The 11,100-nt window shown below is 69.0% G+C and carries 10 protein-coding genes; 3 read left to right on the top strand and 7 right to left on the bottom strand.

Annotated features, from left to right (window positions below; translation table 11 throughout):
- Positions 1 to 233 precede the first annotated feature (233 nt).
- The 6 genes from NBRGI_RS37635 to dapE all read right to left on the bottom strand — a co-directional run bounded on the left by NBRGI_RS37635 (position 234) and on the right by dapE (position 6,445).
- A complete protein-coding gene (locus NBRGI_RS37635; protein WP_029902184.1) occupies positions 234 to 1,187 on the bottom strand; it encodes a glucosyl-3-phosphoglycerate synthase in 954 nt (317 codons plus the stop codon).
- On the bottom strand, positions 1,184 to 2,068 hold the full coding sequence (gene folP, locus NBRGI_RS37630) for a dihydropteroate synthase (protein ID WP_029902181.1): 885 nt from the start codon (positions 2,066 to 2,068) through the stop codon (positions 1,184 to 1,186). The genes NBRGI_RS37635 and folP overlap by 4 nt, the downstream gene beginning before the upstream one ends.
- A 38-nt stretch (positions 2,069 to 2,106) precedes the next feature.
- Positions 2,107 to 3,876 carry a long-chain-acyl-CoA synthetase gene (locus NBRGI_RS37625; protein WP_029902179.1) on the bottom strand — a complete coding sequence of 590 codons (1,770 nt, stop codon included), beginning with the start codon at positions 3,874 to 3,876 and terminating at the stop codon, positions 2,107 to 2,109.
- A gap of 32 nt (positions 3,877 to 3,908) precedes the next feature.
- Positions 3,909 to 4,457, bottom strand: coding sequence for a TIGR00730 family Rossman fold protein (locus tag NBRGI_RS37620; RefSeq protein WP_029902178.1), 549 nt, complete (start codon positions 4,455 to 4,457; stop codon positions 3,909 to 3,911).
- Positions 4,451 to 5,260 carry a TIGR00730 family Rossman fold protein gene (locus NBRGI_RS37615; RefSeq protein WP_014987967.1) on the bottom strand — a complete coding sequence of 270 codons (810 nt, stop codon included), beginning with the start codon at positions 5,258 to 5,260 and terminating at the stop codon, positions 4,451 to 4,453. The genes NBRGI_RS37620 and NBRGI_RS37615 overlap by 7 nt, the downstream gene beginning before the upstream one ends.
- Before the next feature lie 84 nt (positions 5,261 to 5,344).
- Positions 5,345 to 6,445 (bottom strand): succinyl-diaminopimelate desuccinylase, encoded by a 1,101-nt coding sequence (gene dapE, locus NBRGI_RS37610; RefSeq protein WP_029902175.1) that lies wholly within the window; start codon positions 6,443 to 6,445, stop codon positions 5,345 to 5,347.
- 349 nt (positions 6,446 to 6,794) lie between these two features.
- Between dapE and dapD the strand changes: the two genes are divergently transcribed.
- Positions 6,795 to 7,742 carry a 2,3,4,5-tetrahydropyridine-2,6-dicarboxylate N-succinyltransferase gene (dapD, locus tag NBRGI_RS37605; protein ID WP_029902173.1) on the top strand — a complete coding sequence of 316 codons (948 nt, stop codon included), beginning with the start codon at positions 6,795 to 6,797 and terminating at the stop codon, positions 7,740 to 7,742.
- Positions 7,743 to 7,827: 85 nt separating this feature from the next.
- Here the strand turns inward: dapD and NBRGI_RS37600 are convergent, their stop codons facing one another.
- Positions 7,828 to 9,255 (bottom strand): acyl-CoA synthetase, encoded by a 1,428-nt coding sequence (locus tag NBRGI_RS37600; protein WP_029902171.1) that lies wholly within the window; start codon positions 9,253 to 9,255, stop codon positions 7,828 to 7,830.
- A gap of 128 nt (positions 9,256 to 9,383) precedes the next feature.
- On the opposite strand from NBRGI_RS37600, the gene NBRGI_RS37595 reads away from it, so the two are divergent.
- Together NBRGI_RS37595 and NBRGI_RS37590 are read left to right on the top strand one after the other, a co-directional pair.
- Positions 9,384 to 10,238, top strand: a complete 855-nt coding sequence (locus NBRGI_RS37595; RefSeq protein WP_029902170.1) for an oxygenase MpaB family protein — start codon at positions 9,384 to 9,386, stop codon at positions 10,236 to 10,238.
- 121 nt (positions 10,239 to 10,359) lie between these two features.
- Entirely contained in the window at positions 10,360 to 11,091 is a 732-nt protein-coding gene (locus tag NBRGI_RS37590) for a hypothetical protein (protein WP_029902167.1), read from the top strand.
- Positions 11,092 to 11,100 lie beyond the last annotated feature (9 nt).

Raw genomic sequence — 11,100 nt, 5'->3', positions numbered from 1 at the left:
GTCATAAACGTATCTCCTGCTCATGAGCGCGCGACGGACGCGTATCTCGAAATACAGCATGCGAACGTAAGACCTGGAAAACATCGTAGCGTCTGTTCAGCAAACCTGCTCGCGAACAACAGCAGCGCCGCAGATCGGCTCGGCAGCCGGTGAATTCGCCGAAAACTCGCGCGGTCCCGACAGCAGCGAACCCGGGCGGCCGAGGGCACCCGGGTTCGCGGATCAGGCTAGATTCAGGCTGCGGCCCAGGCGGGGCGCAGCGTGTTCATCGGCGGACGGTCGGCCAGCGACACCTCGGTGCTGTGCGCGGTGAAGGCATCACCGACCAGCGGGAACTGGGTCAGCGCCGCACCGGAGTCCACGACGCCGCTGCGGCCGAGCACGGTACCGAGGATCTGCCTGCTCATCACGCCCAGGTCGGCCAGCGGCCGGTTGCGGTGCGTGCGCACCCCCAGGTTGACCTGACCGATCGCGGACAGGCCGACCTGGTCGTAGGTGTCGAGCAGCAGCCCGATCTCCACGCCGTAGCCGGGCGCGAACGGGACCGCGGTGAGCAGTTCGCGGGTGCCCGCGTACTCGCCGCCCAGCGGCTGCAACACCTGCGAGAGTTCGGGCCGCAGCGCGGCGAGCAACGGCCGGGCGACGAGCTCGGTGACCCGGCCGCCGCCGTGCGCGTCCACCGCGGCGCCCTGCCGCAGCGGCCTGCGGTAGTAGGCCTTGACCAGGTGCATGTCCTCGACGGTGAGCAGCGGGCCGAGCAGCTTGGGCACGAACGCCGGATCAGGGTCGATGAGATCGGAATCGACGAAGGCGATGAGGTCACCGCTGGTCACCGCCAGCGAACGCCACAGCACCTCGCCCTTGCCCGGCACCGGGTCGAGTTCGGGCACCGCCTGCTCCCGCGTGATCACTTCGGCGCCCGCGGCGCGGGCCCGTTCGGCGGTGGCGTCGGTGGAACCGGAGTCGAGCACGATCAGCTCGTCCACCAGGGTGCCGAGCAGCGGCCGGATGCTGGCCACCACGTCGGCGACGGTGTTCTCCTCGTTCAGCGCGGGCAGCACCACCGACACGGTGCGGCCCGCCTTGGCGGCGACGAGCTCGTCTACCGACCAGCTCGGGGTGTCCCAGGTGTTCGTCGTGGCCCATGGCGGGCTGTACTCGCGGCTGTGGGGGTGGTGAAAGTTCATACCAAACCTCGCAGGGTGCGTGCTGGGGGCCGGATGCCCTGGATGGCGGCGATCATGTCCACTACCCGCCGGGTCGCGGCGACTTCGTGAACGCGGAAGACGCGGGCGCCCGCGGCAGCCGACCAGGCCGTTGCCGCCAATGTGCCCTCCAACCGCTCGGAAAGATCGACACCTAGAGTCTCCCCGATGAAGTCCTTGTTGCTGAGGGCCATCAGGACCGGCCACCCGGTATTTACAAGAACGTCTACTCCGCGCAACAACTCCAGGCCGTGATAGGTGTTCTTGCCGAAATCATGGGTCGGATCGATCAGGATCGAATCCGCGCGCACCCCGGCCGCGGCCGCGTGCTCGGCCGCCCGAACCAGGGTGCCGGTCACTTCGGCCACGATATCGGCGTAGCGGACCCGGTGCGGCCGGGTGCGCGGCACCGCACCGCCGGTGTGGCTGCACACGATGCCGACGCCGTGCTCGGCCGCCACCGGCACCAGATCCGGATCGGCGCCCGCCCAGGTGTCGTTGATCAGGTCCGCGCCCTCGCGCACGGCGGCCAGCGCCACCTCGGCGCGCCAGGTGTCGATGCTGATCAATAGCTCCGGGAACTTCGCCCGAATCGCGGCGACGAACGGGAGCACCCGCCGGGCCTCCTCCTCGGCATCGACCAGCGACCCCGGCCCGGCTTTCACCCCGCCGATGTCGACCAGGTCGGCGCCCTCGTCCACCGCGCGCACGACCGCGTCCATCGCGGCGGCGTCGGTGAACGTGGCGCCCCGGTCATAGAAGGAGTCCGGCGTGCGATTCACGATCGCCATGACCAGCGCCCGATCCGTCGCCACCGGCTTGCCGCACAAGGTCGGAAGCGGTGAAACGGTGGCGCTGAACATGCCCCGACTGTACCGACCCCTGTGCCGAGCGGCCTCGGTCAGCTCTTGGGGGCGCGGCCTGCGGCTACCTCGTCCGGGTAGTCGGGATAGAAGGGGACGTAGCCCTTGTCGCGGCCCGCGAGGACGTAGAGCCGGTGGTCGTCGTCGGGGGTGTAGCCCTGTTTGCGCAACTCCACCTTGCGGCTCTTGAAGGTGGAGGTCTGTTCGAGTTCTTGGACCACGCGCAGGAACAGCGGGACCGCGTAGGCGGGCAGTTGCCGGTACGCCAGTTCCGCGAGCGCTACGCCGTCGAGTTCGGCGTCGGGACTCAAGGTCACGGCCGCCATGCCCGCCTTACCGTCGGCGCCCGGGATATCTACACCGTAGACAACGGCCTGCGAGATCGCGTCGGACCTGGTCAGCGCGCCCTCGACCTCGGTGGTCGCGACGTTCTCCCCCTTCCACCGGAAGGTGTCGCCGAGCCGATCCACGAAAGCGATGTGATGCCAACCCTGATCGCGTACCAGATCGCCGGTGTCGAACCAGAGATCCCCTTGCTTGAAGCCGTCGCGCACCAGCTTCGCCTCGGAGGCCGCCTTGTCGGTGTAGCCGTCGAACGGCGACCGGCCGGTGATCTTGGACAGCAGCAGCCCGACCCCGCCCGTACCGACCCGGCGTAAGCGACCGTTCTTGTCGCGCTTGGCTTTTCCGGTCTCGTCGTCGTAGTCGACGACGGCGTAGGGCAGCGGCCCGAACCCCGCGGTGCGGTCCACGCCGAACGCGTTGATGAACGCGATGTTGACTTCGCTGGCCCCGTAGAACTCGACGATCCGGGTGATCCCGAATCGCCGCTTGAACTCGTCCCACAGTTCCGGGCGCAGCCCGTTGCCGACCGCGAGCCGGACCTTGTGTCTGCGGTCGGTCGCCTTCGGCGCCTGGTTGAGCAGGTAACGGCACAGCTCACCGATGTAGATGAACGCCGTCGCCTCTTCGCGGATCACCTCGTCCCAGAACCGCGACACCGAGAACTGCCTGCCGAGCGCGAATGTGCCGCCCGCGCTCAGCACTGCGGACAGCGCGACGGTCAGCGCGTTGTTGTGATAGAGCGGCAGGCAGCAGTACAGGGTGTCGTTGCCGCGCAGGCGAATGCCGAGCCCGCCCAGGCCGACCATGCTCTTGGTCCAGCGCAGGTGCGTCATCACGCTGGCCTTGGGCAGGCCGGTCGTGCCGGAGGTGAAGATCAGGAAGGCCCGCTCTTTCGCGGTGATCTCCTGGCACACCGGCGGATCGGCATCGGGCGCGTCCTGCGCCGCCACCTGTAAATCGTTGCTGTACAACACATTCGACGGCGGTTCCGGCAGCGAGTCGAGCGCCTGCGCGCATTCCTCGCCGACCACGTTGAGCACGCTGTTCAACAACCCGAAACTGTGCGCGAGCACCTGGTCGCGCTGGTGGTGATTGAGCAGGCCGACGGTGGCGCCCAGCTTCGCCGCGGCGAGTACCACGAACAGCGTCTGCGGCCGGTTGGTCATCAGCACACCGACCACGTCGCCGCGCCGCACCCCCCGCGCGGTGAGCACCGCGGCATACCGGTTCACCTCGTCGTTGGCTTGGCGGTAGGTGCAGCCCGCCCCTTCGAAGCGCAGGAAGACGCGGTTCGGATGCCGGTGCGCGGCCCGCTGGAAGTACAGGCCCACCGAGGATTTGGCGTCCGGCCCCACCAGCATGCCCGGCGCGCTGCGCAGCATGCCCGGCGCGTCGAGCGCCATCGCGGGAAGGTGTTTGGCCAGATCTAGAAAGCTCACCGTGGAGCGACCGTCGGAACTCACTATCCCGCTCTCCTCAAATCAAAAGCTTGTGCTCACACCGCCAAAGCCGCGAAGGCGGAAGGTATATCGGCGACCACGGTGACGCGGTCCATCGCGGGCTGGGGCACGAACTTACGGTCGTAGAGTTCGTCGAGCCACTGGAACAGGCCTCGGTAGAAGCCGTCCGGGTCCAGCACCACCACCGGCTTATTGTGCTGTCCCAGATAGCCTCCGGTCCAGGTTTCGAAGAACTCTTCCAGCGTGCCGATGCCGCCGGGCAGGGTCAGGAAGGCGTCCGCGCGGTCCTCCATGATCTGCTTGCGCTGCCGCATGGTGTCGGTGACGACCAGTTCGTCGGCGTCGACATCGGCGACCTCGCGGTGCACCAGGTGCTTCGGGATCACCCCGATGGTGTTCGCGCCGCCGGCCCGCGCCGCCGTCGCGATCGCGCCCATCATCGACACGTTGCCGCCGCCGGACACCAGTCGCCAACCGCGCCGGGCGATCTCGGCGCCGACCGCGGCGGCCAGATCAAGATAGACAGGATTGACGGTGCTCGCGGAACAGTAGACACAGACGGCGTAGGGCTCTGCGCTCACCACTGGTCCTCCGTGCCGATCGCATCCTCCGCGCCACCGGACTCCGCGTTGGCGAGGATGATCTGCACGACCTCCTCCACGCTGTCGGTGACATGGATCAGGCCGAGGTCCCCGGGGGAGATCTTGCCGGAACCGCCCAGCGAGTCCCGCATCCAGTCGACCAGCCCGGCCCAGTACCTGCTGCCGAACAGGATGATCGGGAAACGGGTGATCTTGCGGGTCTGCACCAGGGTGAGCGCCTCGAACAGTTCGTCCAGGGTGCCGAAACCACCGGGCAGGCAGATGAAGGCCTCCGAGTACTTCACGAACATCGTCTTGCGAACGAAGAAGTAGCGGAAGTTGATGCCGAGATCGACCCACTCGTTGAGGCTCTGCTCGAACGGCAGCTCGATGCCGAGACCGATCGAATAGCCGCCCGCCTCGCACGCGCCGCGGTTGACCGCCTCCATCGCGCCGGGGCCGCCGCCGGTGATCACCGCGAAACCGGCCCGGGCCAGCGCGGCGCCGATGGCCAGGCCCGCCTGGTATTCGGGGTGGTCGGGTTGGGTCCGTGCCGAACCGAACACGGTGACCGCACGCGGCACCTCGGCGAGCGCGCCGAAACCCTCGACGAACTCGGCTTGGATGCGCAGCACGCGCCACGGGTCGGTATGCACCCAGTCGGTGTCGCCGCGCCGGTCGAGCAGGTTGCGATCGGCGGTGCCGACCTCGTTCGCCCGGTCGCGCCGGAACATGACCGGCCCGCGGAACTTGGCTGTCGACTTCGGCTTGTTGGCAACCTCGCGGTCAGCGGCGTCGGTGGACATGCGATCCAAACTACCGGGAGGTTGTCGCGGCAACAGACCTGAGCCGAGAAGTCAGCCGCCGTTCACCTCGGGCGTCGCCGCTCGTCAGGCGTGGACGCCGGTGAGGTAGCCGCGCAGCATGGCGGTGACGGCGGTGATCTGGTCGACCGGGACGTGCTCGTCACGCTTGTGCGCGAGGTTCGGATCGCCGGGACCGAAGTTCACCGCGGGAATACCGCGCGCCGCGAAGCGAGCGACATCGGTCCAGCCGTACTTGGCGCGGACACCGCCGCCGTGCTTGTACACCGAGGCGATCAGGTCCGCGGCGGCCGGTGCGGTCAGGCCGGGCAGTGCGCCCGGGGCCGAGTCGGTCACCTCGAAGGTCACGTCGAGACCGGCGAAGACCTCGCGCACGTGCTCGATCGCCTGCTCGACCGTGCGGTCCGGCGCGAAACGGAAGTTCACCTCCACCTCGGCGGCGTCGGGCACCACATTGCCCGCCACACCGCCCGCCACGCGCACCGCGGACAGACCTTCGCGATAGCCACAGCCGTCGATGTCGACCTCGCGCGCCCGATACTCGGCCAGCCGCTGCAGGATCGGCGCGAGGCGATGGATCGCGTTGTCGCCCAACCAGGCTCGCGCCGAATGCGCGCGCACCCCGGCGGTGGACAGCCGGACCCGCAGCGTCCCTTGGCAACCCGCCTCGATCCAGCCGCCCGAGGGTTCGCCGAGCACGGCCAGATCGCCGGCCAGCCAGTCCGGCAGGTCGCGCTCGATATGCCCGAGTCCGTTGAATTCCGAGGCGATCTCCTCACAGTCGTAGAAGATCAGCGTCAGATCGTGCACCGGCTCGGCGACCGTCGCGGCCAGGTGCAGGAACACCGCGTCCCCGGATTTCATGTCCACCGAACCGCAGCCGAACAGCACCCGCTCGCCCGCGTCGTTCACCGTGAAATGGCTCGGCACGTTGTCGGCGATCGGCACGGTGTCCAGATGGCCGGCCAGCACCACCCGCGTCGGCAGACCCCGGTTCGTCCGCGCCAGCACCACATTGCCGTGCCTGCGCACCTCGAAGCCCGTCGTCTGCTCGCGCAACGCCTGCTCCACGAGATCGGTGATCACCGCCTCGTCCCGCGAGACACTCGGAATGTCCACCAGAGCTTTGGTCAGCGCGATCGGGTCCGCCCGCAGATCAAGGGTCACGTCCCCACCCTACGACCGCGCCCCCGCCCCGCCGCCGAGCAGTGCGCACACGCCGCCACGCACACCTCAGCACCACGCACACACCACGCACACGCCGCGCACATCTCAGCACCCCGCCCACCCCGCGCACACCTCAGCACCCCGCGCACACCTCAGCAGCCCGCGTGCGTTTCAGCACGCCGCGCGCGTTTCAGTCGACGATTTCGTGCGCGTGGCGCTGATGTCAGCGCAGCGTGGGCGGGACGGCCGCGGGTAGGTGGGTGGATCTGATCGGCGGGGCGCGAGACGTGGGGTGCGGCACAGGAGGAGGGTCACCGTCGGGGACAAGCGGTCGGTAACCTCTACGAACGTGAGCACTCAGGGAGCAGCAGCAGTCGGTATCGCCAACGTGACCGCGGACGGGACCGTTCTCGACACCTGGTACCCGAGTCCGGAGCTCGGCGCGTTCGCCGAGACCGGGACCAAGCGGCTGGACGAGGCACCCGCCGAGTACGCGGCGCTGCTCGGGATCGATGAGGCGCGCGGGGTCGACGTGGTGGCGGTGCGCACCACGATCGCCGACCTGTCCGCGGCGCCGGTCGACGCGCACGACGTCTACCTGCGCCTGCACCTGCTCTCGCATCGCCTGGTCCGCCCGCACGAGGTGAGCCTGGACGGCCAGTTCGGCCTGCTCAGCAACGTGGTGTGGACCAACCACGGCCCGGCCGCGGTGGAAGGTTTCGAGACCACCCGCGCCAAGCTGCGCGCGCGCGGCCCGGTCACCGTGTACAGCGTCGACAAGTTCCCGCGCATGGTCGACTACGTGGTGCCCTCCGGGGTGCGGATCGGCGACGCCGACCGGGTCCGGCTCGGCGCGCACCTCGCCTCCGGCACCACCGTCATGCACGAGGGCTTCGTCAACTTCAACGCGGGCACCCTGGGCAACTCCATGGTCGAGGGCCGCATCTCCGCCGGTGTGGTGGTCGGCGTCGGCTCCGACGTCGGCGGCGGCGCGTCCATCATGGGCACCCTGTCGGGCGGTGGCACCACCGTCATCTCCATCGGCGAGCGCTCCCTGCTCGGCGCGAACGCCGGTGTCGGCATCCCGCTCGGCGACGACTGCGTCGTGGAGGCGGGCCTCTACGTCACCGCGGGCACCAAGGTCACGGGCCCGGACGGAACCGTCGTCAAGGCCAGCACCCTCAGCGGCCAGAACAACCTGCTCTTCCGCCGCAACTCCGTCACCGGCGCCGTGGAAGTGGTGCCGCACAAGGGCACCGGCGTCGAACTGAACGCCGCCCTGCACGCCAACGACTGACCCCACCCCGGCCGCCGCCGGCCGCACAGCCCCAGAACTGTTGTGCGGCCCCAGAACTGTTGTGCGGCAGGCCCGCCCGCGGGGCTCAGGTGAGGCGCTTTTTCTGGACCTTGCCCATGGCGTTGCGGGGCAACGTGTCGACCACGCGGATCTCGCGGGGCCGCTTGTGGGCCGAGAGTTGTTCGGCGACGTAGGCGATCAGGTCCTGTTCGAGGGAAGGCGGTGCCTCGCCGCGCAATACGACGAAGGCGACGATGCGCTGTCCCAGGTCGGGGTCGGGCAGACCGACCACGGCGGCTTCGGCTACGGCGGGGTGGCCGAGGAGCACGGTCTCCACTTCGCCTGCGCCGATGCGATATCCACCGGATTTGATCAGGTCCACCGATTCGCGGCCGACGATGCGATGGAACCCGTCGGGATCGATGGCGGCGACGTCGCCGGTCTTGAACCAGCCATCCTCGGTCCAGCTCTCCGCGGTCGCCTCCGGGCGGTTCAGGTAGCCGTCGAACAGCATCGGGCCGGATACCTGTAGTGCGCCGATGCTTTCACCGTCGTGCGCCACCTCGCCGCCCGCCTCGTCCCGCAGCCGGGTCCGCACGCCGCGCACCGCGGTACCGACCCAGCCGGGGCGGCGCTCACCGTCGGCGCGGGTGGACAGGGTGATCATGGTTTCGCTCATGCCGTAGCGCTCGACGGGTGCGTGACCGGTGAGTTCGCGCAGCTTCTCGAACACCGGAACGGGCAGCGGCGCACTGCCCGACACGAGCAGCCGGGCGGCGGCCAGTTCCTTTGCGGCAGCGGGATCTTCGACGATCCGGGACCACACGGTGGGCACCCCGAAGTACAAGGTGCCGTGCGCGGCGGCGTACGCCTGCGGGGTCGGCTTGCCGGTGTGCACGAGCGGACTGCCCACCCGCAGCGGTCCGAGCACACCGAGGATCAGCCCGTGCACGTGGAACAGCGGAAGCCCGTGCACCAGTGTGTCGTTCGCGGTCCATGCCCAGGCTTCCGCAAGGGCGTCGAGCCCGGCCGCGATGGCACCGCGACTCAGCAGCACCCCCTTCGGCAAGCCGGTGGTACCGGACGTGTACAGCACGAAAGCCGTCGACGCCGCATCGGGTTCGGGATAGGTATGCCAGGACCGGGCGTGCACGCGCACCGGAACCACCGGAAGTTCGCTGCCCGCAGGGGCTTTGCCGAGCCAGGCCTGTGCGCCCGAATCGGCCAGGATGTGCGCGAGTTCCGCGGTACCCGAGTCCGGCGGCACCGGCACCACGGTCACGCCCGCGATCAGGCAGCCGACCACGGCCAGCACGGTGCCGACGGTCGGCTCGGCCAGCACGGCGACCCGGTCGGCCCGGGCCACGCGTTCCGCCACCGAGGTCGCGGCGCCGAGCAGATCACTGCGCGACAGCGTCACGCCGTCGATGGTGACGGCATCGGGGATATCCGCGCCGCCTGCGACAGCGAGCGGGTGCAGGGAACTGAGCAACAACGGCGGACCGAACGGCATTCGCCCAAACTACTTCGCCATTCCTCGGCGCAGCAGCACCGGGCGGGACCGGGGGTGTGACGGTTGACACGCCCATGAGGCGGTGAGAAAGTTTATGTACATCCTTCTCACCAGGACAGAGGTCGACGATGACCAGGCCACTTCGCGCAACGACGCACGAATCCGAACCCGCGGACGAACTCGACATCACGCAGTTCATCGACGGCATGGTGGGACTGCTCGCCGGCGCGGCGAACGTCATCATGCAGCTCAGCACTCCGCCGGTCGGCTACGGCGTACTGGAGAGCACCGTGCACAGCGGGAACGTGATGCTGCATCCGGTCAAGCGCTTGCGCACCACGGTCACCTACCTCGCCGTGGCCATGCTGGGTTCCCCTGACGAACGCGCCGACTACCGCGCGGCCGTCAACCGCTCGCACCGACCCGTGCATTCGACCGCGTCGAGTCCGGTGCGCTACAACGCGTTCGACCCCGACCTGCAATTGTGGGTGGCCGCCTGCCTGTACTGGGGCGCGCAGGACACCTACACGCGCCTGCACGGCCCGATGGACGAGGCGACCGCCGACGCGTTCTACCGGCACAGCGCCCGGCTCGGCACCACCTTGCAGGTGCGCGAGGGCATGTGGCCCGCCGACCGCAAAGCCTTTGCCGCCTATTGGGATCGACACCTGAGCGCTACCACGATCGACCCGCCGATCCGCGACTACTTCAACGATCTGATCGATCTGAAGATGCTCCCGCTGCCGCTGCGACTCCCCTTCGCGCGGGCACACCGTTTCTTCGTCACCGGCCTGCTGCCCGCACACCTGCGCGATCAAATGGGCTTCACCTGGTCCGCCCGGCAGGACCGGGCACTCGAACGCATCCTGCGCACGCTGGGCACCGCCGAGACCCTGCTCCCCGCTCCGGTGCGCATGTTCCCGCTCAACGCCTACCTGGCCGACTTCCGTCTGCGCCGCAGACTCGGCCTGCGCCTGGTGTGACCTGCCGGCGACGGACACAAATTCGCGACGTCGGCATGTCGTGCCCGGCTTTTCGCCGTGTGCGGTGTTACCTCGTCAGGGACGGGCATACCGCGCAAAGGGGGCACGGCAAGGAGGACTCGTGAACCGTGGCACCCTGACGGTGTTCGCCATCGCGCTGTGCTGCGCCTTCCACGCACCCCAGGCGGGCGCGGCGCCGCTCGGCCCCGACGTGGTGCCGCCGCGCACGGCGGTCACGTTCCGCGCCGCGGCGGGCGGCGGCTGGAGCACCGCGAACGAACACGAGTCCCGGGCGGCCCTGTCACTGGTCAAGCTGTATCTCGCGGACTATGCCCTGCGGCACGGCGACGGCGCACCGAGCGACCGGGAACTGGCCGAGCGGATGATCCGCTACTCCGACGACGGCGCCGCGAACGCGACGGAGGCCAAGTATCCGCGCGCGATCGAAGCCATTGCGGCCGAATACCATTTGGCCGATACGCACCCCTACGGCGAGTGGGGCATGGCCGCGACGAGCACCGCCGACATCGCCGAATTCCTGATCACCAAATTGCGCGACGACCGCGGCTCGCCGATCTTCGAATGGATGGCGGCGGCCGGCGCCACGGCGGCCGATGGCACCGAACAGGATTGGGGCACCGCCCGCTGGCCGCTCGTCCAGGGCACCAAGTGGGGTTGGTCCGATCTCGGCCCGCCGGACGTCGCATCCGCTTCGTACGGCACGGGTTTCGTGGTGGTCGCGCACACGCACGGCTCCGCCGCCGAGCAGACCCTCGATCTCATGGCCGCGATGCCGCTGGCCACGGTCGGCATGTTCGTGCCGAGTCAGCCTGCACGACAACAGGTTCGATGACGCGCACGG

It is taken from the genome of Nocardia brasiliensis IFM 10847, from assembly GCF_000710915.1.
Taxonomy (GTDB): Bacteria; Actinomycetota; Actinomycetes; order Mycobacteriales; family Mycobacteriaceae; genus Nocardia; species Nocardia brasiliensis_A.
The sequence above is the reverse complement of the archived record's forward strand: the minus strand, read 5'-3'. Positions and strand labels throughout refer to the sequence as shown.

Bases quoted from the DNA above. Each gene is read 5' to 3' on its own strand.
- NBRGI_RS37595 (WP_029902170.1), top strand. From the start codon at position 9,384: ATGACCAGGCCACTTCGCGCAACGACGCACGAATCCGAACCCGCGGAC.
- NBRGI_RS37615 (WP_014987967.1), bottom strand. From the start codon at position 5,260: ATGTCCACCGACGCCGCTGACCGCGAGGTTGCCAACAAGCCGAAGTCG.
- NBRGI_RS37600 (WP_029902171.1), bottom strand. From the start codon at position 9,255: ATGCCGTTCGGTCCGCCGTTGTTGCTCAGTTCCCTGCACCCGCTCGCT.
- folP (WP_029902181.1), bottom strand. From the start codon at position 2,068: ATGTTCAGCGCCACCGTTTCACCGCTTCCGACCTTGTGCGGCAAGCCG.
- NBRGI_RS37635 (WP_029902184.1), bottom strand. From the start codon at position 1,187: ATGAACTTTCACCACCCCCACAGCCGCGAGTACAGCCCGCCATGGGCC.